Source organism: Shewanella sp. FJAT-51649 (genome assembly GCF_019457435.1).
In the GTDB taxonomy this organism is placed as follows: Bacteria; Pseudomonadota; Gammaproteobacteria; order Enterobacterales; family Shewanellaceae; genus Shewanella; species Shewanella mangrovisoli.
On sequence record NZ_CP080411.1, the window covers coordinates 19763 to 42936 of the forward strand.

Annotated in this window: 22 protein-coding genes and 1 rRNA gene; 14 read left to right on the forward strand and 9 right to left on the reverse strand. The window is 49.0% G+C overall.

Annotated features, from left to right (window positions below):
- Nucleotides 1-20: 20 nt before the first annotated feature.
- The gene (gene fadB / locus K0H59_RS00080) at nucleotides 21-2171 is read right to left on the reverse strand and encodes a fatty acid oxidation complex subunit alpha FadB (protein WP_088212860.1); all 2151 of its coding nucleotides are present in this window, start codon (nucleotides 2169-2171) and stop codon (nucleotides 21-23) included.
- A gap of 443 nt (nucleotides 2172-2614) precedes the next feature.
- On the opposite strand from fadB, the gene pepQ reads away from it, so the two are divergent.
- The 4 genes from pepQ to hemG (K0H59_RS00100) all read left to right on the forward strand — a co-directional run bounded on the left by pepQ (nucleotide 2615) and on the right by hemG (K0H59_RS00100) (nucleotide 6625).
- Nucleotides 2615-3934 carry a Xaa-Pro dipeptidase gene (pepQ, locus tag K0H59_RS00085; RefSeq protein ID WP_088212861.1) on the forward strand — a complete coding sequence of 440 codons (1320 nt, stop codon included), beginning with the start codon at nucleotides 2615-2617 and terminating at the stop codon, nucleotides 3932-3934.
- 15 nt (nucleotides 3935-3949) lie between these two features.
- Complete coding sequence (locus tag K0H59_RS00090; protein ID WP_088212862.1) at nucleotides 3950-4564, forward strand: YigZ family protein; 615 nt, start codon at nucleotides 3950-3952, stop codon at nucleotides 4562-4564.
- A 77-nt stretch (nucleotides 4565-4641) separates the two neighbouring features.
- Nucleotides 4642-6099, forward strand: a complete 1458-nt coding sequence (locus K0H59_RS00095; RefSeq protein WP_011620857.1) for a TrkH family potassium uptake protein — start codon at nucleotides 4642-4644, stop codon at nucleotides 6097-6099.
- A gap of 1 nt (nucleotide 6100) precedes the next feature.
- Nucleotides 6101-6625 carry a menaquinone-dependent protoporphyrinogen IX dehydrogenase gene (gene hemG, locus K0H59_RS00100; RefSeq protein WP_088212864.1) on the forward strand — a complete coding sequence of 175 codons (525 nt, stop codon included), beginning with the start codon at nucleotides 6101-6103 and terminating at the stop codon, nucleotides 6623-6625.
- A gap of 54 nt (nucleotides 6626-6679) precedes the next feature.
- Here the strand turns inward: hemG (K0H59_RS00100) and K0H59_RS00105 are convergent, their stop codons facing one another.
- A complete protein-coding gene (locus tag K0H59_RS00105) occupies nucleotides 6680-6988 on the reverse strand; it encodes a metalloregulator ArsR/SmtB family transcription factor (protein WP_023266030.1) in 309 nt (102 codons plus the stop codon).
- Between the two features lie 198 nt (nucleotides 6989-7186).
- Between K0H59_RS00105 and hemG (K0H59_RS00110) the strand changes: the two genes are divergently transcribed.
- Nucleotides 7187-7741, forward strand: coding sequence for a menaquinone-dependent protoporphyrinogen IX dehydrogenase (gene hemG, locus K0H59_RS00110; RefSeq protein ID WP_220054302.1), 555 nt, complete (start codon nucleotides 7187-7189; stop codon nucleotides 7739-7741).
- A 45-nt stretch (nucleotides 7742-7786) separates the two neighbouring features.
- Here the strand turns inward: hemG (K0H59_RS00110) and K0H59_RS00115 are convergent, their stop codons facing one another.
- Genes K0H59_RS00115 through def form a run of 5 tightly spaced genes read right to left on the reverse strand, consistent with a single transcriptional unit; the run spans nucleotide 7787 to nucleotide 13433 of the window.
- Nucleotides 7787-9229, reverse strand: a complete 1443-nt coding sequence (locus K0H59_RS00115) for a TrkH family potassium uptake protein (RefSeq protein WP_220054303.1) — start codon at nucleotides 9227-9229, stop codon at nucleotides 7787-7789.
- Between the two features lie 11 nt (nucleotides 9230-9240).
- On the reverse strand, nucleotides 9241-10650 hold the full coding sequence (trkA, locus tag K0H59_RS00120; protein ID WP_011620862.1) for a Trk system potassium transporter TrkA: 1410 nt from the start codon (nucleotides 10648-10650) through the stop codon (nucleotides 9241-9243).
- A gap of 15 nt (nucleotides 10651-10665) precedes the next feature.
- Nucleotides 10666-11952 (reverse strand): 16S rRNA (cytosine(967)-C(5))-methyltransferase RsmB, encoded by a 1287-nt coding sequence (gene rsmB, locus K0H59_RS00125; protein WP_220055533.1) that lies wholly within the window; start codon nucleotides 11950-11952, stop codon nucleotides 10666-10668.
- A 2-nt stretch (nucleotides 11953-11954) separates the two neighbouring features.
- On the reverse strand, nucleotides 11955-12911 hold the full coding sequence (gene fmt / locus K0H59_RS00130) for a methionyl-tRNA formyltransferase (RefSeq protein ID WP_220054304.1): 957 nt from the start codon (nucleotides 12909-12911) through the stop codon (nucleotides 11955-11957).
- Between the two features lie 15 nt (nucleotides 12912-12926).
- A complete protein-coding gene (gene def, locus K0H59_RS00135) occupies nucleotides 12927-13433 on the reverse strand; it encodes a peptide deformylase (RefSeq protein ID WP_011620865.1) in 507 nt (168 codons plus the stop codon).
- Between the two features lie 125 nt (nucleotides 13434-13558).
- On the opposite strand from def, the gene K0H59_RS00140 reads away from it, so the two are divergent.
- From K0H59_RS00140 to hemF, 6 genes are all read left to right on the forward strand, one after another.
- On the forward strand, nucleotides 13559-14683 hold the full coding sequence (locus tag K0H59_RS00140; RefSeq protein ID WP_220054305.1) for a LysM peptidoglycan-binding domain-containing protein: 1125 nt from the start codon (nucleotides 13559-13561) through the stop codon (nucleotides 14681-14683).
- An 83-nt stretch (nucleotides 14684-14766) separates the two neighbouring features.
- Nucleotides 14767-15783, forward strand: coding sequence for a DNA-processing protein DprA (gene dprA / locus K0H59_RS00145; protein ID WP_220055534.1), 1017 nt, complete (start codon nucleotides 14767-14769; stop codon nucleotides 15781-15783).
- 2 nt (nucleotides 15784-15785) lie between these two features.
- Nucleotides 15786-16262, forward strand: a complete 477-nt coding sequence (locus tag K0H59_RS00150) for a DUF494 family protein (RefSeq protein ID WP_011715328.1) — start codon at nucleotides 15786-15788, stop codon at nucleotides 16260-16262.
- Between the two features lie 122 nt (nucleotides 16263-16384).
- The gene (locus tag K0H59_RS00155; RefSeq protein WP_011620869.1) at nucleotides 16385-16948 is read left to right on the forward strand and encodes a type I DNA topoisomerase; all 564 of its coding nucleotides are present in this window, start codon (nucleotides 16385-16387) and stop codon (nucleotides 16946-16948) included.
- Nucleotides 16949-17077: 129 nt separating this feature from the next.
- Nucleotides 17078-17644 carry an L-threonylcarbamoyladenylate synthase gene (locus K0H59_RS00160; protein WP_220054306.1) on the forward strand — a complete coding sequence of 189 codons (567 nt, stop codon included), beginning with the start codon at nucleotides 17078-17080 and terminating at the stop codon, nucleotides 17642-17644.
- A gap of 29 nt (nucleotides 17645-17673) precedes the next feature.
- Entirely contained in the window at nucleotides 17674-18582 is a 909-nt protein-coding gene (gene hemF / locus K0H59_RS00165) for an oxygen-dependent coproporphyrinogen oxidase (protein ID WP_220054307.1), read from the forward strand.
- Nucleotides 18583-18612: 30 nt separating this feature from the next.
- On the opposite strand, the gene K0H59_RS00170 is transcribed toward hemF, so the two are convergent.
- Nucleotides 18613-19050 (reverse strand): group II truncated hemoglobin, encoded by a 438-nt coding sequence (locus tag K0H59_RS00170; protein ID WP_023266018.1) that lies wholly within the window; start codon nucleotides 19048-19050, stop codon nucleotides 18613-18615.
- Between the two features lie 170 nt (nucleotides 19051-19220).
- Here K0H59_RS00170 and aroE point away from each other — a divergent pair, with 170 nt between their 5' ends.
- Both aroE and K0H59_RS00180 read left to right on the forward strand, forming a co-directional pair.
- Nucleotides 19221-20093, forward strand: coding sequence for a shikimate dehydrogenase (gene aroE / locus K0H59_RS00175; protein ID WP_220054308.1), 873 nt, complete (start codon nucleotides 19221-19223; stop codon nucleotides 20091-20093).
- A 20-nt stretch (nucleotides 20094-20113) separates the two neighbouring features.
- Nucleotides 20114-20389 (forward strand): DUF1488 domain-containing protein, encoded by a 276-nt coding sequence (locus K0H59_RS00180; protein WP_220054309.1) that lies wholly within the window; start codon nucleotides 20114-20116, stop codon nucleotides 20387-20389.
- 56 nt (nucleotides 20390-20445) lie between these two features.
- Here K0H59_RS00180 and K0H59_RS00185 read toward each other — a convergent pair whose 3' ends face one another.
- The gene (locus tag K0H59_RS00185) at nucleotides 20446-20994 is read right to left on the reverse strand and encodes a gamma carbonic anhydrase family protein (protein ID WP_088212875.1); all 549 of its coding nucleotides are present in this window, start codon (nucleotides 20992-20994) and stop codon (nucleotides 20446-20448) included.
- A 523-nt stretch (nucleotides 20995-21517) separates the two neighbouring features.
- Between K0H59_RS00185 and K0H59_RS00190 the strand changes: the two genes are divergently transcribed.
- Nucleotides 21518-23060, forward strand: a 16S ribosomal RNA gene (locus tag K0H59_RS00190).
- Nucleotides 23061-23174 lie beyond the last annotated feature (114 nt).

Below are 23174 nucleotides of genomic sequence, written 5' to 3' on the forward strand. Positions count from 1 at the left end.
TTAAATTCCTTTCCCGCTAATTAGGCTTGGTAGTAGCTACCGTTGTTGGCTGCAAGGGCACGCATGGCGTCGGTTACTTGATACAAACCACCTAAGTGAGCGTATTTATCAGCTAAGGCGACAAAGTTAGCTACGCCCATAGTATCTAAGTAACGGAATACACCACCACGGAATGGCGGGAAACCTAAACCATAGACCAAGCCCATATCCGCTTCGGCAGGTGATGCCACAATGCCTTCTTCTAAACAGCGAACGGTTTCAATAATCATTGGGATCATAGTGCGGGCGATGATTTCATCCGCATCGAATGCTTTTCGCTCACCAAAAGCGGCCTTCAGCAGCTCGTAGCTGGTTGGGTCGACATCTTTCTTTGGCTTACCGCGGCTATCCACAGAGTAAGCGTAGAAGCCTTTACCATTCTTCTGACCGAGACGCTTGTTTTCGAACATCACGTCAATCGCGTCATTGCCAGATTTGCCCATACGGTCGGGGAAGCCTTCGGCCATTACTGCTTGAGCGTGGTGGCCTGTATCTAAGCCGACAACGTCTAGCAGGTAAGCTGGGCCCATTGGCCAGCCGAATTGTTTTTCCATCACTTTATCGATAGCGGCAAAGTCGCCACCTTCGGCGAGCAGGCCGTTAAAGCCAGCAAAGTAAGGGAAGAGTACGCGGTTAACGAAGAAACCTGGGCAATCATTTACAACGATTGGGGTTTTACCCATTTTGCTGGCGTAGGCGACAACAGATGCGATGGTTTCTTCAGAGCTGTGCTCACCACGGATAACTTCAACTAATGGCATTTTGTGCACAGGATTGAAGAAGTGCATACCGCAGAAGCGCTCAGGTTTCTTCATGCTCTTCGCGAGCAGGTTGATTGAAATAGTTGACGTGTTAGAGGCGATAATCGCATCTTCACTCACGTATTGTTCAACTTCCGCCAGAACTTGTGCCTTCACTTTTGGATGCTCAACGACGGCTTCGACAACCACGTCAGCATGTTTTACTGGGGCATAGTCTAGGGCTGGAGTGATGTTGTTCAGCACTTTAGCCATTTTTTCTGGGGTAGAGCGGCCGCGAGCAACTTGCGCAGATAACAGTTTTGCGGCTTCGCCTAAACCTAAATCTAATGCTGGTTGAGCGATATCCTTCATCACGATTGGCGTGCCTTTGCTGGCGCTTTGGTAAGCGATACCGCCACCCATGATACCAGCACCTAATACGGCGGCGCTTTTCACTTCTTTAGCGAGCTTGCCCGCTTTCTTAGCCTTGCCTTTGACTAACTGGTCATTCAAGAAGATACCGATCAACGCTTTGGCTACATCGGTTTTCGCTAGCTTGATAAATGCTTGATGCTCTATTTGCAGTGCGTCGCTGCGGCCTTTGGTCGCAGCTTGTTCAACAACGCTGACCGCCGCCATTGGGGCTGGGTAGTGTTTACCCGCAACCGCAAACACCATGCCTTTAGCGGTCGTGAAAGACATCATGGCTTCGAGTTTTGGTAAGGTCAGTGGTGACATCTTACGTTGGCGACGGGCTTGCCAATCAAGCTTTTCGGCAACTGCATCTTTTAGCATTTGAATGGCGGCGGCTTCTAAAGCCTCTGGCGCAACAACGGCGTCAACCGCGCCTACTTTTAAGGCATCTTCTGGGCGCTGATCTTTACCCGTGGTGATCCACTCAAGGGCGTTATCTGCACCAATCACACGTGGTAAACGCACTGTGCCACCAAAGCCTGGGATAATACCTAGCTTGGTTTCGGGTAGACCGATTTTGGCTGTGGTGTCGGCGATACGGAAATCCGTTGCCAGAATAGTTTCACAACCGCCGCCTAAGGCGAAACCTTTAATCGCTGAAGCGGTTGGGAAAGGTAAATCTTCGAGTTTGTTGAATACGGCGTTGGCCTGTTCAACCCAAGAGAGCAGTACCGCATCATCCTGTGCGAATAAGCCTAAAAATTCAGTAATGTCGGCACCCACGATAAAGGTATCTTTACCTGAGGTCAGCACTAAGGCCTGAATGTTTGATTGTTGTTTAATGCTGTCTAATGCGGCATCGAGTGAGGCGAGTGTTTCTCTGTCGAATTTGTTCACCGAACCGGGTGCGTTAAAGCACAGCTTGGCAATATTATCCTCGAGTAACTCAACCTGAATTGTAGGACTTTGGTAGATCATTGCTTGCTTCCTTTTGGCTTAAAAGTGATACCCACCATTATCTGTTGGTGTTAGTACAACTCTCTATCTCACAGCAGCTTCGGCCATCATTTGACCAGTTGTGTGCCAGTGTGCTTCGAAATTCGATAAATTACAACACCCAATTTAAACGACTGTTTAATTTCTTGTCGGCTAGAGTGAATTTTCAGCTTTGTGATACACTGCACAAAGTGTAGAAGTGCCAGATTACGCCAAAGAGTACGTGGTGGGAATTTGTACTTTAGCGGTATTACTCGCTGGCTAAATGGATAATTTTATTTTTAGAATTAAAAGCATAGGCTTAAATCGAGAATTTGCTAACCTGCGAAGTAATAGGGCATTAGCGAAGGAAAACACTGAGCCTGTATGGCTTAGTCAGATTTGCGGTTTTTTTATTAACTATCGTTCATTACAGGATATGACACATGGATCACTTGGCTCATCACTATCATGCCCACATCGCCGAGCTTAATCGTCGAGTCGCTGAAATTGTATCGCGTGAGGCATTATCTGGTTTAGTGATCCACTCGGGTCAGCCACATCGAATGTTTTTGGACGACATTAATTATCCTTTTAAAGCCAATCCCCACTTCAAGGCCTGGTTACCTGTGTTGGATAACCCTAACTGCTGGTTAGTGGTGAACGGTCGCGATAAGCCACAACTGATTTTTTATCACCCTGTGGATTTTTGGCATAAAGTGTCTGACGTGCCGGAGATGTTCTGGACCGAGCATTTTGAGATCAAATTACTCACTAAGGCCGATAAGGTTGCCGAGCTATTGCCTAGCGATATCGCCAACTGGGCGTATTTGGGTGAGCATTTAGATGTGGCTGAGGTGCTGGGTTTCACTAGTCGCAATCCTGACTCTGTGATGAGTTATCTGCATTTCCACCGTACTACTAAAACCGAATATGAACTCGAATGTATGCGCCGTGCGAACCAGATCGCGGTGCAAGGGCATTTAGCGGCTAAAAATGCTTTCTATAACGGTGCGAGCGAGTTTGAAATTCAGCAGCAGTATTTATCTGCCGTGGGACAGGGCGAGAACGAAGTGCCCTACGGTAATATCATAGCCTTAAACCAAAATGCGGCGATTTTGCATTACACTGCACTCGAGCATCAAAATCCGGCGCGGCGTTTATCTTTTTTAATCGATGCGGGTGCCAGTTATTTTGGCTATGCGTCGGATATCACTCGTACCTACGCGTTTGAGAAGAATCGTTTCGATGAATTAATCACTGCCATGAACAAGGCACAGCTCGAGCTGATCGATATGATGCGCCCGGGCGTGCGTTATCCCGATTTACACTTGGCGACCCATGGCAAAGTTGCGCAAATGCTGTTGGATTTTGAATTAGCCACGGGCGATGCCCAAGGTTTAGTCGACCAAGGCATTACCAGCGCCTTCTTCCCCCACGGACTCGGCCATATGCTAGGCTTGCAAGTGCATGATGTGGGAGGTTTTGCCTTCGATGAACGTGGCACCCATATTCCGGCGCCTGAGGCTCATCCGTTCCTGCGTTGCACCCGCATTTTAGCGCCAAACCAAGTGCTAACCATGGAGCCTGGTTTGTACATTATCGACACGTTACTCAATGATCTAAAACAAGATAGCCGTGGCCAGCAGATCAATTGGCGCACTGTTGACGAGCTGCGACCTTTCGGTGGTATTCGTATCGAGGACAATGTGATTGTGCATCAAGATCGAAACGAAAATATGACCCGCGAACTGGGCTTAGCGTGAGTTTAGGGAGAGCGAGTGCTCGAAAGTTATCAGATACCGAGTGAAAATGTGCAGATAGAAGAAGAGATAAAGCATAGCCGCTTTATCTCTTTTCTATTTCATTGCACGAGTTTAGAACAATTGAAGTTAGTACTTACTGACATAAAGCGAGATTATCCCGGCGCCAGCCATTACTGCTATGCCTTTATCGCTGGAGCGCCTAACGACAGTATTGCTATCGGTTCGAGTGACGATGGTGAGCCTGCGGGCAGTGCAGGTCGTCCAATGCTCGCGGTATTGCAAGGTGCAGATCTCGGTGAAGTCGGTGCCGTGGTGGTGCGTTTCTATGGCGGTACTAAGTTAGGCGTGGGTGGTTTAGTGCGTGCCTATACCTCGGGATTACGCCAAGGTTTAGGGCAATTGCCGACGCGAGTGAAGCAATTACGTTATCCGGCAAAACTACATTGTGATTACACCCAATTAAGGGATGTTGAGCATCTACTGCAGCAGTTAGACGCGGTGATCATCGATAAGCAATTTGCCGAAGCCGTTGATATCCATTTTGAAATAGGCAAACAACAGCAGGGCATATTGAATGAATCGTTGGCAACTTTGAGTCAGGGCAGCCTGCGCGCAGAGTTTGAGCTGTGATGCCTGCGTAAATTATGCCAAAATATGCAAAATGCTGAAAATACCTTTGCAGCCAATGGAATAATTGAACAAGCGGAATGCAATACAAAACCATAATAAGAATCATAGGTCTGCTTATCGGCCTGTTCTCCATCACTATGCTGCCGCCAGCCTTAATCGCCATTTGGTATAACGATGGCGGTGGTACTGCGTTTATTCAGGCATTTTTTGTCAGCTTATTTATCGGTTTTTGGCTTTGGTATCCTAATCGTCGCTGCAAAGAGGAATTGCGAACACGCGAGGGGTTTCTGATTGTGGTCCTGTTCTGGACCGTTCTTGGCTCCATCGGTGCCTTACCTTTTATCTTCTCTAGCCAACCCGATCTCAGCTGGACCGACAGTTTTTTCGAATCCTTCTCCGCACTGACCACCACGGGAGCCACAGTCATTGTCGGACTGGACTCCTTGCCTAAGGCCATTCTGTTTTATCGGCATATGCTGCAATGGCTCGGCGGTATGGGGATCATCGTTTTAGCCGTGGCGATTCTGCCAGTGCTAGGCGTTGGGGGCATGCAGCTGTATCGCGCCGAAATTCCGGGGCCTGTGAAGGACAGTAAGATGACGCCGAGGATTGCCGAAACGGCCAAGGCGTTATGGTACATCTATCTATTGCTAACCATTGCCTGTGCGGGTGCTTATTGGCTGGCGGGGATGAGCGTATTCGATGCAGTGTGTCACTCGTTTTCGACCATCGCCATCGGGGGCTTTTCGACCCACGATGCCAGCATGGGATACTTCGACAGTTCAGTGATCAACCTGATTTGCGTGTTCTTTTTGATTGTCTCAGCGGTGAACTTTAGCGTGCACTTTGCGGCATTTTCGCGCCGCGGGATCAATTTTAGAGTCTATTTTCGAGATACTGAGTTCAAGATGCTGGTGGCGATTCAGCTGGTGCTAACGGCAATTTGTTTCTTAACCCTTTATCACTCAGGGATTTATGACTCGCCAGAAGAAACCTTAGATCACGCCTTATTCCAAGCGGTTTCGGTAGCGACGACTGCCGGCTTTGGTACCGAAAGCTTCCATATGTGGCCGCTGTTCCTGCCGATTCTGTTGATCTTCTCAAGCTTTATCGGTGGTTGTGGTGGCTCAACTGCGGGCGGGATTAAGGTGATCCGGGTTATCCTGCTGCTGTTGCAAGGTTCACGCGAACTTAAGCGCCTCGTTCACCCTAAGGCGATGTTCTCGATTCGTATCGGCTCCAAAGCATTACCAGACCGGGTTGTCGACGCCGTGTGGGGATTTTTCTCCGCCTACGCCTTAGTCTTCGTGCTGTGTATGTTGGCATTGATGGCCATGGGGCTAGATGATATTACCGCCTTTAGTGCCACGGCGGCCTGCTTAAATAACCTAGGTCCGGGTCTTGGGGAAGTAGCAAGTAACTACGCCAGTATTGGTGATGGTGCTAAATGGGTGCTGGTGGTGGCTATGTTATTTGGTCGCCTCGAAGTCTTTACCTTGTTGATTTTGTTCACGCCAACTTTCTGGAGGGATTAACATGCAGACATTAATCATCTATTCGACAATCGATGGCCAAACACTGGAAATCTGCCGCAAAATCAAAACGCTTGCCGAACAAGCGGGTGAGCAGGTGTCTTTAGTGAGCTTAGAACAAGCCGAAGCCTTAAGCCTTGCCGATTTCGATAAAGTGTTGATTGGCGCGAGCATTCGCTATGGCAAACATAGGCCCGATCTCTACCAGTTTGTTAATCGTAACCATGCGATACTAGACAGTAAAATCAACGGTTTTTTTACCGTGAATGTGGTGGCGCGCAAGCCATTAAAGAACACGCCAGAAACTAATCCTTATATGCAAAAGTTCCTCAAATTATCCCTGTGGCAGCCACAGCAATTGGCGGTGTTTGCGGGCAAGATTGATTACCCTAAATACGGTTTATTCGACCGCACTATGATCCGCTTCATCATGTGGATGACCAAGGGACCAACCGATCTGAAGGGCACCTTCGAGTTTACCGACTGGGGTAAAGTCGAAGCCTTTGGGGCACACTTTAGCAAGCTGTAAAAATGATAAAGCCCTAGTCTCAGCTAGGGCTTTATTGTTATTGCATGACAGGATTTATACGGCGCAGTAACGACTGTGGAGAATCGAAATCACTTGGGTGACTTGCTCATTCTTAAGCTTGTAATACACAATCTGCGAGCTCTTACGGGTATCGACTAAGTCTTCGGCTCGCAACACCGCTAAATGCTGTGATAGCGCCGATTGGCTTAAGGGCACAGTCTCATTCAGCTCGGTTACACTCAGCTCTTTATCCAGCAATAGGCACAAAATCATTAAGCGATAAGGATTCGCTATGGCTTTGAGCCATTTAGCCGCACTTTCCGCATTCGTTACCATTGCATTTACATCAATATCATTTTGCATAAGGTACTCACTTTATCGCTTTTGATTAGATAATTCTAATTGAAGGTGTTTCTATACGCAATCATACTGCTCAGCAATTCAGATCTCAATTTTTGCATTTCAGAATATGAGACAACGCTGATTTGTGATCCTATCAGGGGTTTATTTAACCAATGATTGCCACAATGGTGACATACTTTTACTGAACGGGAATACCCCATGACACGCATTCTGGTGCTTTATTTTACCCGTGGTGGCCATACGGCCAAGATAGCGAATGCGATTGCGCAGCAATTAACCCTGCGTGGCGCCAAGGTTGACTTGGTGGATATTAATAGTGCGGCGGCCACCAGAATTAACTGGCCCGATTATCAACTGGTGGCGCTAGGGGCTTGTGTACTCTATGGCACCTACGATAAGAGCGTCTTCCAATTTATTGAGCAGAATGCGCCAGCCTTTAGTGCGTTGCCAAACAGTTTCTTCTGCGTCAACGTGGTGGCGCGTAACCCTGAGAAACGCATCCCCGAGAACAACAAATACCTGCAAAAATTCATTGCCTTATCACCTTGGACTCCCGCCGATTTGAAGATTATCGCCGGTAAGGTAGATTACCCCTCGTGGCCTTGGTACGACAGATTGATGATCCAGTTGATTATGAAAATCACCAAAGGACCAACGGACCCTAAGGCGGTGATCGATTATACCGACTGGGAAGATGTGAAGGTCTATGCCGACCATTTGCTGGCTCTGGCCGAGGTTGCTGAACCCGCCTAATAAAAATGCGCTCTGTGAGCGCATTTTTAGTTTTGACTGATACGACTAGTACTTCCAAAAGCTGGGATGGAACAGCACGGCTACGGTTAAAATCTCTAAGCGGCCGAGCAACATACCCAAAGAGAGCGCCCATTTAGCTACATCGGGCAGCGTCGAGAAGTTACCCGCAGGACCAATGATGGGGCCAAGCCCTGGGCCGACGTTGGTGACTGCGGTAATAGCACCGGTAAAGCTGGTCATGGGGTCGAGTCCCGTCAGCACCAGAATCACAGATAATCCAACAATCACAAACATAAACAGCAGCACAAAGGTGATCAGTGAGCGCACAATATCTTCACTGATCAGGCGGTTATTATAGCGCTCCCGGAAGATGCCATTGGGATGGCATTGCTGCTTTAACTGCTCGCGCATAATGGCGCCGGCAATTTGGAAGCGGAAGATTTTAATCCCGCCTGAGGTAGAGCCAGAGCAGCTACCGACAAACATTAAGAATAAAAACGCGATATTCGCAAACGCGCCCCAGGCGCCGTAGTCGGTTAGACCATAACCCGTGGTGGTGACTACGGAAACCACGTTAAAGCTGGATAAGCGCAGCGCGTCGATAAGGGCGATATCCCTCGTTTGCCACAGCCACAAGCCAATAAAACAAGACACAAAAGTAAGGAAAAATAAGAAGCCTTTAACTTGTGCATCGTTCCAGACGGTGAAGTCTCGTTGCTGGATCATCTGCACAAACATCAGCAGAGGTAAACCACCCGCCGCCATAAACACGACGCCAACCCAATGGGCCGAATTCGAAAACGCCGCCATCGAGTTATCTGAGGTCGAATAGCCCCCCGTCGACAGTGTAGTCATCGCATGGTTAATGGCTTGAAACCAAGTCATGCCAGCAAGATGGTAGGCAACACAGCACATCACGGTCAGCAAGATATAGATAAAAAAGAGGTGCTTAGCCATGTTTTGGGTGCGCGGCACAGCCTTATCGCTCCAATCCGATGACTCAGTGCGGAACAGCCGCATACCACCGACGTTTAAGAAGGGCAGAATCGCTACCGCCATCACGATAAAGCCGATACCGCCTAGCCATTGCAACAACGAGCGCCAGATTAAGATACTGTGGTCCATAGTATCTAAGCCCGAGAGCACGGTTGAACCTGTGGTGGTAATGCCGGACATGGTCTCGAAGAAGGCGTCCGTATAGCCAATGCCGTGGTACAAGGTAAACGGCATGGCGGCAAACAGGCTCACGATCAGCCAGGTGAGGCTGGTGAGCAGAAACATATCGCGAATATTGAGGTTAATGGTTTTGCTCTGGCCGTTATGCAAACAGAGGCTGGCGCAAATCCCAGTGACTAAAGCCGACAGCATGAAAGCGCCCACGGTTTCCTCACCGTTGAACACGGCAAGGAGCAGGGGCGCTAACATAAAGGCTGTTAACATCGACAGAAACAGCCCCAAAATAAACAATAGCGGTCTAAAGTTCAGCATAAGATGTTGGCTTAGAAGAAGAAAGCGCTAGGTTGGAACAGTTTCTCGACTTCGCCGACAAACTTTTTGTTCACAAGGAACAGAATTACGTGGTCCCCTTGTTCTATCACTGTCTTGTCGTGGGCCATCAGCACTTCTTCATTACGCACTATGGCGCCAATGGTGGTTCCCGGCGGTAGCTTGATATCGCCAATCGCCTTGCCAACAACCTTGGAGGTGCTGGAGTCGCCATGGGCAATGGCTTCAATCGCTTCGGCGGCGCCGCGGCGTAAGGAATATACGTTACAGATATCGCCTTGGCGGATGTGGGTTAGTAAGGCTGAAATCGTCGCCTGCTGGGGTGAAATCGCGATATCGATATTGGCTTCCTGCACAATATCCACATAGGCTTCGCGTTGGATCAGCACCATCACCTTTTTCGCCCCCATGCGTTTAGCTAATAGGGCGGACATGATGTTGGCTTCATCGTCGTTGGTGACGGCAATAAACACGTCGGTTTGGTCGATATGTTCTTCGAGCAGCAACTCTTGATCTGAGGCGTCACCACAAAATACTGTAGTGTTTTCAAGTTGTTCAGAGAGCGTTTCGGCGCGTTCGAACTTATGCTCAATCAGCTTGACTGAGTGGGTGCGTTCGAGGCGTTTAGCCAGGCCTAAGCCGATGTTACCGCCTCCCGCAATCATGATATTGCGATAGGAGTTATCTAGCTTTTGCATTTCGCTCATCACCGCGCGGATATGGCGACTGTCGGCCACGAAAAACACTTCGTCATCGGCTTCGATAATCGTTGTACCGCGGGGCATGATAGGGCGACCTTGGCGGAAAATCGCCGCCACCCGGGTATCAATATTCGGCATATGCTCGCGTAGCGCGGCCAAGGCGTTGCCGACCAAAGGGCCGCCGTAATAGGCGCGAACCGCAACCAAACTTAAGCGGCCTTCGGCAAATTCGAGCACTTGCAGCGCCCCTGGATATTCAACCAAACGTTGGATGTAAGCGGTCACTAACTGTTCAGGTGCGATAAGCTCATCGATCACAAAACCGCCGCGAGGACGCCCCTCGCTATTTTTGGTTTCACTGTCGATAAATAATTTATCGCGCATCGCCAGATAAGGCTCAGAGCGAATACGGGCGATTTTAGTTGGTGTACCAAATAGGCTGTAGGCCATCTGGCAGGCAACCATGTTGCATTCATCGCTGTTGGTCACAGCAATCAGCATGTCGGCATCTTCGGCGCCTGCTTCTTTGAGTACATCGGGGTGGGCACCATGGCCCGCCACGACGCGAAGGTCATATTTATCCTGCAGGGCGCGTAATCTGGATTTGTCACTATCGACTATGGTGATATCGTTGTTTTCACCCACCAAATTTTCGGCCAAGGTTCCCCCGACTTGACCCGCACCTAATATGATAATTTTCATGGCCTTGCTTACTTCCTAATGGGTCGCTTTCAATAAACGGGCGTAATAAAACCCATCCATGTTGTGTTGTCCCGGCGTGATTTGCCAACCTATATCTTGGCTTGAAGCCTGCTGGGCAAGTGTGTCTAGCTTAGCATCTGCGGTTCTGGCTAAAAATGCACTAATTTGGTCTCGATTTTCCTGCGGCAAAATAGAGCAAGTTGCATACAGGAGTGTGCCACCGGGTTTGAGCCACTTCCAGCAGTGATCGAGAATTTGTCTTTGCAGCTCAGCCAGTTCTTCGATGTCATGGTTTTTACGTAACCACTTGATATCGGGATGACGGCGGATAACGCCCGTCGCCGAGCAAGGTGCGTCGAGTAAGATACGATCAAACAGTTCACCCTGCCACCATGAGTCGATGTTGGCCGCATCGCCATGAATAACTTCCGCTTTTAATGACAAGCGGTCAAGGTTCTGTTGTACGCGTTCCAGTCGTTTTGCATCGAAATCGACGGCGACCAGTTGGATGCTGGGCTCAAGTTCGAGTAAATGGCAACTCTTACCGCCCGGTGCTGCACAGGCATCGAGGACCAGTTCGTTGGCTTGCGGAGCCAGCAGGGTTGCGGCCCATTGGGCGGCGCCATCTTGCACCGATGCCGCACCTTCGTGGAAGCGCGGCAATGTCGCCACATCCTTTGGATGGGCCAGCAGTATGGCATCATCACTGAGGCCCGCACTCGCTTCTATCTCTAGCTCACTCAGGGCGGCAAGATATGCATCGCGGCTCTGGGAGAGGCGATTGTTACGTAACCACATAGGTGGACGTTCATGGCTTTGCTGGATTATCTCTTGCCAATTATCGGGATAAGCGGCTTTTAAGCGCTTAATTAACCAGCCAGGCGTGTTGTAGCTTAAGGTTTCTGACTCTGTGCTTAGTGGCGTTAATTGGCGCTGAATATTACGCAGCACGCCATTGACGACCTTTACCATGCCTTCAAATTTTAACTGACGGCAGGCCTCGGCGGTTTCGGAGATGGCGGCGTGGCTTGGAATGCGGGTGAAGTAAAGTTGATAACAGCCAACAATTAATAGCTGGTGGATGATCCTCTGCTTACCTTTAAGCGGCTTGGCTAAACACTCGGCCACGCGTTTTTCGATCTGCGGCAAGGTGCGCATCACGCCGTAGCAGAGCTCTGCGAGCAGGGCTTTATCTTTACCACTGGCAAGATGCTTTTGTTGTTCTGGCAGGGCAACTGAAAGTGACACGCCTTTCTCTAAGACTTCGAAGATGGCTTTGGCCGCCAGTGCACGCAAGTTCATCATTATTGCGCCTCGTTATTAAGACGAGTGTTTGGGGTAAACCAATCGCCGCGGGCATTGAGTATGTCGGCCACGCTGAGTGGTTTTTTACCGGGTAATTGCATGCTGAGCAGAGTTAACACACCATCGCCGGTGGCGACTTCAATGCCTTTTTTACTGGCGCTGATAATAGTGCCGGGTGCGGCATTGCTGCTGGTGGTGCTGACTTGGGTCTGCCATACCTTGATGGTATTGCCTTGGTGCTCAAAATAGCTCACAGGCCAAGGATTGAAGGCGCGGACTTCTTGCCATAGTTGGGTCGCGGATTTGCTCCAATCGAGTCTCGCTTCTTCTTTACTGAGCTTTTCGGCGTAGTTAGCTAAGGCTTCATCTTGTTTTTCAGCCGTTAGGGTGCCGTTGGCTAAACCTTCGAGTGCTTGCAGCAGCGCATCTGGACCTTGCAGAGCTAACTTCTCGTAAAGGGTGGCTGAAGTATCATCATCTTCAATCGGCAAGTAGGTTTTCAGTAGCATGTCGCCGGTATCTAGGCCGACATCCATTTGCATGATAGTCACGCCGGTTTCTTTATCGCCTGCCCACAACGCGCGTTGAATCGGCGCCGCACCGCGCCAGCGTGGCAAAATAGAACCGTGAACATTGATGCAGCCTAAACGCGGTGTGTCGAGCACTACTTTAGGCAAGATTAAGCCGTAGGCGACCACCACCATAATATCGGCATTGAGGGCGGCAAGTTCTTGCTGTGCGGGTTCTTTACGCAGTGAACCTGGCTGATAAACCGGAATGTCGTGGCTGACTGCGAGTTCTTTAACTGGGCTGGCGGTGAGTTTTTTACCGCGCCCTGCGGGTCTGTCCGGCTGAGTGTAGACGGCAATCACATTGTGATGTGAGTTGATCAGCGCCTGTAAATGGCGAGCGGCAAAATCCGGTGTTCCGGCGAAGATGATATTGAGTGGTTTCAAATCTGATCCTAATGCTTATTTGGCGTCCTGTCTGGCCGCTTTTTCAAGTTTCTGTTTGATCCGTTGGCGCTTCAATGGCGACAGGTAATCGACAAATAACTTACCTTTCAGGTGATCCATTTCATGCTGAATACAAATAGCAAAAAGCTCATCGGCTTCAACGGTGAACTCATTACCGTGTCTATCCAGCGCCTTGACGGTAACAAACTCGGCGCGGTCGACCTTGGCATAGATACCTGGGACTGACAGACAACCTTCTTCGTTACAGAAATCACCGCTACTGGCAATAATTTCGGGATTGATAAAGACTTTAGGACGATCGACCTCGTCTTGTAAATCCATCACGATCAGTTGTTTATGATAGTCGACCTGGGTCGCGGCCAGACCAATGCCTTTTTCTTGGTACATGGTCTCGAACATATCATCGATTTGCGTTTGCAACTCAGCAGTAAACTCTGTGACCGGGGTCGCTTGAGTTCGCAATCTTTCATCGGGAAAGCGTAAAACTTTTAATAGTGCCATACTTAAACTCTTAACAAGTCTGTCAAATCTCAATCAGTTGGTTATACTGACTGAGGCTAATGGGCTAATTTTAATCTTTAGTGCCTATCAATAACAGTAAAAGCTCGATTTAAGAGCTAAACAACATGGACCGCACCATGAAACGGCTAATTTTACTTGCGTTAATGACATTTAATTGCACGTTGGTTTCCGCTGATACTCTCACGCTGAAAGCAGGGCATCCTGAGTCATATGTGGTAAAGAAGGGCGATACCCTGTGGGATATCTCGGCAACCTTTTTAAATGACCCTTGGAAGTGGCCACGTTTATGGGATGTTAACCCCCAGATTGCTAACCCTCATTTAATTTACCCCGGCGATCAGCTCACTTTAGTCTTTATCGATGGTCAACCCAGATTAGTGCGTAATGGTGCTAACGAGGGAAAACCCCATATTCGCAAAACCCCTGAAGGGCGCGTGATTGCCAAGAGCAATGCGGTTCCTGCGGTTGACTTAGCGTTAATCCAAAATTATCTCGTGCAAAACCGTGTGGTGGATGCAGACTGGTTTGCACAGCAACCTATGGTGCTCGCGGGTGAGAGCCCTTCACGTCACCATGTGGTTGGCGATGTGATTTATATCGATAGCGAACTGCCCTTAAACCAAAAGCTGGGTATGTATGAACGCGGTCGTGACTTCTTCAATAAACAAACGGGTGAAGCCTTAGGACAAGAAGCGATTCTGGCATCGACTGGCCAGGTGATTGAATCTGGCAAAGTGTCTAAGGTAAAAATCCTCAGCAACTACCGTGAAACCAAGGCGGGTTTTAGGGCGTTGCCGATGGAAGATGAAGCCTTAATGTCTGCCTATTTTACGCCAAAACCTGCAGAGCTTAAGACACCTGCGACCGTACTGGCGATTGAATCGAAAATGCGTGAGGCGGGTAAGCTCAATGTGGTGTACTTAGATAAAGGCACGCAGGATGGTGTTGAGCCTGGTGAAGTGTTCTCTATTTACCGCGATGGAGAAGAAATAGTGATCAACAACGATGGCCAACCCGTACCTACGGCCGAGCGCACCGCCTATGACAATGTGGTGGCATCTCTGTCGTCAGATCGCGCCATCAAGATGCCCGATATTTACCATGGCAAACTCTTAGTCTTTAAAGTGTTTGATAAAGCGAGCTTAGGTTTGATTGTCTCGACTGAACGTTCTGTTCGTGTCGACGATAAATTAATTGCGCCAGACTCCTTAGCCTTTAGAGGTGAATAATCCCCGAACATTTGGTCGATTGGTTAATTGTTAATGCGGTATCTGGGCTAGGACCCGCTCGGACACAACAATTGTTAACACACATGGATGTGGACGACCTCAGGCAAAGATTGGAGCATGAGAGACACTCGCTCCCTTTGTCTGAGAATCTACTCCATAGCTTAGTCATTGATTATCAAAGGGTCGATGCCGCCCTTGAATGGCAACAGCAGTCTGAACTGCATCACCTCGTTTGTTTTACCGATCCCCTTTATCCTCCATTACTTAAACAGTTATCCGATCCTCCAAGCGTCTTATTTATCAAAGGCTGCGTTGAGGCGCTGTTGCTCCCATCGCTCGCGATAGTAGGGAGTCGTAATGCATCTCCCGGTGGATTACAGATTGCCTATCAGTTGGCTCGAGAGATGTCTGCGCTAGGATTTAGTATTTGTAGCGGCATGGCGATGGGGATCGATGGTGCGGCCCATAAAGCCTGTGTTGACCATGAAGGAAGAACGCTTGCCGTGCTGGGTACGGGGATTGATATTATTTATCCGCGTCGACATAAGCAGCTTTATGAGGATATTCAGCACCAAGGCTGTATAATAAGCGAGTTTTGGCCGGATATCGGGCCTTTTGCGGGCAATTTCCCGAAACGAAACCGCATTATTAGCGGTCTTTCTTTAGGTTCGCTGGTGGTTGAGGCTTGCCGCAAGAGTGGTTCTCTCATCACCGCAAGGTTAGCCATGGAGCAGGGGCGTGAGGTCTTTGCGGTTCCGGGCTCGATTCTCGGCGGCTTTCATCAAGGCTGCCATGATTTATTGCGGGATGGGGCAAAACTTGTGGAGAGTGCGGCCGATATAGTGGAAGAGCTGGTAAGTTTGACGGCTTTTCACCTTGAAGAAGTCAACACTCGCCACCATATACAGCAAGGTGAGATTTGTGATTTGCCATTTTCATCGCTGTTAGCTAGTGTAGGTTATGAAACTACAACAATTGATGCTGTAGTCGAACATAGTGGGAAAACGATAGATCTGGTGTTAGAACAAATGCTTGAACTTGAGTTGCAAGGTTGGGTTGTTGCAGTACCCGGTGGTTACGTCAGAGTAAAGAGGAGCTAGCCATGTTTGATATCCTCATGTATCTATTTGAAAACTATGTTCACAGTGAAGTTGAACTGTTAGTGGATGAAGACGAGTTAACCAAGGAACTCACTCGTGCTGGTTTTCACCAGTCAGAGATTTTGAAAGCATTAACTTGGTTGGAGCGTCTGGCTGAGTTGCAGGAAAGCGATAAGCCTTACCTGTGCAATCATGATCAGCATTCATTTCGGATTTACACCAAAGAAGAAATGGAAAAGCTGGACGTGGAATGCCGTGGATTCCTGCTATTTTTAGAGCAAGTGAAAGTCCTGAATGTCGAAACCCGTGAGATGGTGATCGACAGAGTCATGGAGCTCGATGAGCCTGCCTTGATCCTCGAAGATCTTAAGTGGGTGATTCTGATGGTGCTCTTTAATGCGCCCGGCCATGAGTCCGCTTATGAGCAAATGGAAGATTTAATTTTTGAGCAGCCTGAAGAAGGTCGGCTACATTCTTAAGCGTTGCGATGTGATGAATAATGAGAAAGGAGGCTAGCCCTCCTTTTTTGATGCCATAAGCTTGTTAATACCTGTGTGGTGAGTTATCTGCGGATTAGACGCAATGACTGGTGGTAATGATTATGTCTAAGATCGATGAACAACTATTTAGTGCTCATGAGCACGCGCTGGAAAAAGAATTCGAGCTATGCCCAGAGTGTGGCAGCGAGTTGTCGGTAAAACATAGCAAACATGGGAGTTTTATTGGTTGTAACAACTATCCCACTTGCCAATATACCCGTCCTTTAGTGCAGCATGAATCGATTGAAACCCAAGTGATTGAAGGTTCCAAATGTCCTGAGTGTGGCCATGAGTTAGCGGTCAAATCGGGGCGTTTTGGTATCTTTATCGGTTGTACTCAATATCCCAGTTGTACCCACATAGAAAGGCCTGATCAGGAGAGTGATAAACCTGAGGTGGCATGTCCCGAATGCAAAACTGGCAAGCTTGAGCATCGTACCAGCCGTTTTGGTAAGAGTTTTTATGCCTGTAGTGCATATCCTAAATGCAAATTCATCGTGAATTATCCTCCCGTTGCCGAAACTTGCCCGAGTTGTGGCTTTGGTATTTTAGTCGAGCGCAAAGGGGCCGCGGGGATGCGTTTAGAATGTCCGCAAAAAAGCTGTAAATACAAACGCGCGCTTTAGTGTGATCTGGCTCTAAAGATTTGGTCGTATAAACACCCTTGGGTATAATCCCCCATCGACCACGGATGGGGTGGCCAAGGGCTAAAACGTGTTTGTAGAAATCGATTCAATTCATAAGGTGATATTAAGATGTTACAGCTGCACCCATCTGAAATTAAAGACATAGTGCTAAACGGTGGCGTTATCGCCTATCCCACTGAAGCCGTTTATGGTTTGGGCTGCGATCCAGACAATGACACCGCCATCCAAAAATTACTCGCGGTAAAGCAACGTCCTTGGCAGAAGGGGCTTATCTTAGTGGCGAGCGAGTTTTCCCAGTTAGTGGATTATGTCGATGAGTCACAGCTGAGTGCCGAGCAACTCGAGTTTGCCTTTTCTAAATGGCCTGGTCCCTTTACCTTTGTGATGCCGATTAAGCCGCATGTTTCGCGCTATTTATGTGGTGAGTTTGATTCTATCGCCGTGCGCGTCTCCGCCCATGATGGGGTGCGCGCTTTATGCCAGGCCTTAGGTAAACCACTGGTCTCAACTAGCGCCAATTTAGCTGGCGAAGATCCTGCGCTAAGCGGCGATGAAATTCTTAATGCCTTTGAGGGTAAGATTGATGCCTTAGTGTTGGGGGTATTAGGCGAGCAGCGTCAACCCTCCACCATTATTGATGCCCGCAGCGGTAAGATATTACGTAACGGACAATAACTGATTTATAACGCAAAGGATAAAAGCAGATGAGCGTGCCAGATGCGACAGTGGTAAAAGCATTTTTACTCGATCTACAGAATCGAATTTGTGCGGGTCTTGAGCAGTTGGATGGGCAAGCAAGCTTTGCGGCCGATTCATGGACGCGCACCGAAGGCGGTGGCGGCACCAGTCGTGTCTTAACCCAAGGTGCGGTATTCGAGCAAGCCGGAGTGAACTTTTCCCATGTAACAGGTGCGGCCATGCCCGCATCAGCAACGGCTCATCGCCCAGAATTGGCGGGTCGTAGTTTTGAGGCCATGGGCGTGTCTTTAGTGATTCACCCTAAAAATCCTTATATTCCAACTACCCATGCTAACGTGCGTTTCTTTATTGCCCATAAAGACGGCGCGGATCCCGTTTGGTGGTTTGGTGGTGGTTTCGACTTAACGCCTTACTATCCTTTCGAGGAAGACGTACGCGAATGGCATCAAACCGCTAAAAATCTGTGTCTGCCCTTTGGCGACGACGTATATTCTAAATATAAGAAGTGGTGTGATGAGTATTTCTTCCTGCCACATCGTAATGAAACCCGCGGCGTGGGCGGATTGTTTTTCGATGACTTGAACCAAGCTGGCTTCGATAAGAGTTTCGATTTTATGCAAGCGGTGGGGAATGGCTTCTTAACCGCTTATGCGCCGATTGTTGAGCGCCGTAAAGAAACTCCCTATGGTGAGCGTGAGCGTGAGTTCCAATTGTATCGTCGCGGCCGTTATGTTGAGTTCAATCTGGTATACGACAGAGGTACCCTGTTCGGCCTGCAAACCGGTGGTCGCACAGAGTCTATTTTGATGTCAATGCCGCCATTGGTACGCTGGCAATATGCTTATACGCCAGAGGCGGGTAGCCCTGAGGCAGATCTTTACGATAACTACCTCAAACCTCGAGATTGGGTATAAGCACGCTAACCTGGGTCGCGTAATCGTACTTTATTGATTACGCATATGATCGGCCAGAGTGGAAATCGCCTCATAGATAGCGGCGCGATGCTCTGGCTTTTTTATATGTTTTTCAATGGCAAACTTCATGCAAAATAGCCATTGATCCCGCATTGTCTCATCTACAGCGAAGGGCATATGGCGTGCGCGTAATGCGGGATGTCCATATTTTTGCTGATATAACTGCGGACCGCCGAGCCAGCCACTTAAAAACTCATAGAGCTTCTGCTCCGACTCCGCAATCGGTGCACGGTGAATTGCGAATAAAGCTTGTGTTTCTTCCGAGCTTGCCATTTTCTGATAGAAACTATTGGCAATTGCGCGGATCACTTTGTCGCCACCAATTAAATCATAGGCATTAGACTGATTCGGATCCCTGTCATCCGGCACGCTTGTGTGTTTACTAAAAATCTTTTTAAGCCAGTTCATAGGTCTAACTGCACTGCATCTACAATATTGATGCGCGCATTATAGCCTGAATGCCACTGCGAAACAGGAGGTCAAAGTCAGGTACAACAACTTAGACTCACCATCAAGCTGTGCTACCGCTCAAAAGCACGTTAGACTGCAAGCCACTCACAGCCAATAGAATCCCGCAGATGACAGATATGCCCTCAGTAACTATGCCAGAACGATATGCCGTGTTTGGCAATCCGATAGGTCACAGTAAATCGCCCTTTATCCATGGACAGTTTGCGTCTCTTACACAGCAGACTTTGAGTTATGAAGCGATTCTGGCGCCCATCGATGGTTTTGAGGCGAGTTTACGAGCATTTTTTCAGGCGGGAGGAAAGGGCGCGAATGTGACAGTGCCTTTTAAAGAGCAAGCCTTTGTCCTCTGCGATAGCTTAAGTGCCGAAGCGACGCTGGCGGGGGCGGTCAATACCCTAAGCTTGTTGGCCGATGGCACTATTTACGGTGATAACACCGATGGTTTGGGGCTGGTGGCCGATCTTGCTCGCCATCTCGGCAGTTTGCAGCATAAGCGGGTACTCTTGGTGGGGGCTGGTGGTGCGGCGCGCGGCTGTATCTTGCCATTGCTTAAGGCTGAAGTGGGTCAACTGGTTATCACCAACCGAACCCAAAGTAAGGCACAGGCCTTAGTGGATATTTTTAGCCAAGTACAAGAGGGGCGCTACAGCGATAAACTCCAGGCTGTATCGATGCCAGAGTTGTCGGGTGAGTTTGATTTAGTGATTAACTCGACCTCAGCGAGTCTAGCGGGAGAGTTACCGCCACTACCACAGTCCACCATAGGCAACAAAACGGCTTGCTACGATATGATGTATGGTGCTAAACCAACGGTATTTAATCAATGGGCTTTGCAACAGGGCGCAGCGCAGGTTATTGATGGACTGGGTATGCTTGTCGGTCAAGCGGCGAAGAGTTTTGCACTCTGGCGTGGCGTCGAGCCAGATACCTCAGGAGTGCTTAAATTGCTCAGGGACAAACTACAGGTCGACGCGCAATAGTGGCTCAAGAGGAAGCTAAAATGAATCAGAGTATTTTATTCCCCGAACTGCAACATTGGGATGAAACCCAAAAGCACATTTGCTTTATTGCCCAGCAGCAGGGAATGAACATTAAGTGCTATATCAGCGCGCAGAAGCTGGCGCAGTTAAATGATTTTTCGCCTCAACCTAATAGCGATGAAGCGGCTGCCATGTTAGCGCTATTTGATGCGGTGCGATTCGATGCGGAAGAAATGGCAGAAGCCTTAATTGAAGCAGAAGAGTTTGATGAGTTTGGCGCAGTGCACTTAGGCTAAACACAATATAAGCAAGATGGCAGCTTAAATACTGCCATCTCGATTTAATAGACACATTACACTGGCTGAGGTTCTGCCAAGTATTCGTTTTTCAAGCGCACATAGTTATCTGCGGATTCGGGTAAAAACTTCAATTCCGCTTCGGTTAAAGGTCGCGCCTGTTTCGCAGGGCTGCCGACATATAAGTAGCCGCTCTGCAGCACCTTACCTGGCGGTACTAACGAACCCGCACCTAAAATCACATCGTCTTCTAATATGGCACCGTCGAGGATAATCGCACCCATCCCCACTAATACACGATTGCCAACCTTGCAGCCATGCAGCATCGCCTTATGCCCAATCGTCACATCATCACCAATGATCAATGGATGACCGTCAGGACGAGAGAGGGATTTTCGGGTCACGTGCAATATGCTGCCATCCTGCACATTGGAGCGCTTACCAATACGAATATGGTTTACATCACCACGCGCCGCCACCATAGGCCAAATGCTGGCGTCTGTATCTAAAGCGATATCGCCAACGAGTAACGAAGCTGGGTCTACATACACATTATCGCCTAGTTGTGGATGAATCCCTTGGTAAGTTCTGAGTGGCCCTGACATAAAAAAGTCCCTAATTGAGTGGTTTTTCGCATTATAAAGGCTAAAAACTGACTGGTCAGGTCAAATATCCAACGAACAGTGTAAAAAAGCTAATTATCTTTAAATTAGGGGTTGCACAAAAAGTTCTGCTGCCTATAATGCGCATCCACTGATACGGCAGACAGCGAAAGCGAATGCGGTATCAGTGAGAATCGAATGCAAAATGTGCAGTTGATTCGAAAGCATCAAGAAGTTTGCAAAAACGCCTTGACGCGACTGGGGAAATGCGTAGAATACGCAGCCCTGACCCGCTGAGCGGTAACGCGAAAGCTGAGGTCAAATGCTCTTTAACAATCTAAACAAGAAATCTGTGTGGACACTCACAGATGTTGAGTTAATCGAAATTACTCTGCCGTTTGGCGAGTAATCAAAATTTAAATCAATGAATGAGTGTTCATAGCAATATGTACAGTTTGTTTTGACTTTCGAGTTGAAACGACAAATCAGAATTCATTGAGCCGAACCTTCGGGTTCACAAAACTTTTAATTGAAGAGTTTGATCATGGCTCAGATTGAACGCTGGCGGCAGGCCTAACACATGCAAGTCGAGCGGCAGCACAAGGGAGTTTACTCCTGAGGTGGCGAGCGGCGGACGGGTGAGTAATGCCTAGGGATCTGCCCAGTCGTGGGGGATAACAGTTGGAAACGACTGCTAATACCGCATACGCCCTACGGGGGAAAGGAGGGGACCTTCGGGCCTTCCGCGATTGGATGAACCTAGGTGGGATTAGCTAGTTGGTGAGGTAATGGCTCACCAAGGCGACGATCCCTAGCTGTTCTGAGAGGATGATCAGCCACACTGGGACTGAGACACGGCCCAGACTCCTACGGGAGGCAGCAGTGGGGAATATTGCACAATGGGGGAAACCCTGATGCAGCCATGCCGCGTGTGTGAAGAAGGCCTTCGGGTTGTAAAGCACTTTCAGTAGGGAGGAAAGGTTGTAAGTTAATACCTTGCAGCTGTGACGTTACCTACAGAAGAAGGACCGGCTAACTCCGTGCCAGCAGCCGCGGTAATACGGAGGGTCCAAGCGTTAATCGGAATTACTGGGCGTAAAGCGTGCGCAGGCGGTTTGTTAAGCGAGATGTGAAAGCCCCGGGCTCAACCTGGGAATTGCATTTCGAACTGGCAAACTAGAGTCTTGTAGAGGGGGGTAGAATTCCAGGTGTAGCGGTGAAATGCGTAGAGATCTGGAGGAATACCGGTGGCGAAGGCGGCCCCCTGGACAAAGACTGACGCTCAGGCACGAAAGCGTGGGGAGCAAACAGGATTAGATACCCTGGTAGTCCACGCCGTAAACGATGTCTACTCGGAGTTTGGTGTCTTGAACACTGGGCTCTCAAGCTAACGCATTAAGTAGACCGCCTGGGGAGTACGGCCGCAAGGTTAAAACTCAAATGAATTGACGGGGGCCCGCACAAGCGGTGGAGCATGTGGTTTAATTCGATGCAACGCGAAGAACCTTACCTACTCTTGACATCCAGAGAATTCGCTAGAGATAGCTTAGTGCCTTCGGGAACTCTGAGACAGGTGCTGCATGGCTGTCGTCAGCTCGTGTTGTGAAATGTTGGGTTAAGTCCCGCAACGAGCGCAACCCCTATCCTTATTTGCCAGCGCGTAATGGCGGGAACTCTAGGGAGACTGCCGGTGATAAACCGGAGGAAGGTGGGGACGACGTCAAGTCATCATGGCCCTTACGAGTAGGGCTACACACGTGCTACAATGGCGAGTACAGAGGGTTGCAAAGCCGCGAGGTGGAGCTAATCTCACAAAGCTCGTCGTAGTCCGGATTGGAGTCTGCAACTCGACTCCATGAAGTCGGAATCGCTAGTAATCGTGGATCAGAATGCCACGGTGAATACGTTCCCGGGCCTTGTACACACCGCCCGTCACACCATGGGAGTGGGCTGCAAAAGAAGTGGGTAGCTTAACCTTCGGGAGGGCGCTCACCACTTTGTGGTTCATGACTGGGGTGAAGTCGTAACAAGGTAGCCCTAGGGGAACCTGGGGCTGGATCACCTCCTTACCTATACGACTAACTCGATGTTTGTTGAGTGTTCACACAGATGGCTTGTTGAACTTCTCGAAAGAGGAGGGAGAGCGAAATGCACCGCTTGCCGGTAAGCATTGTTCTTTAACA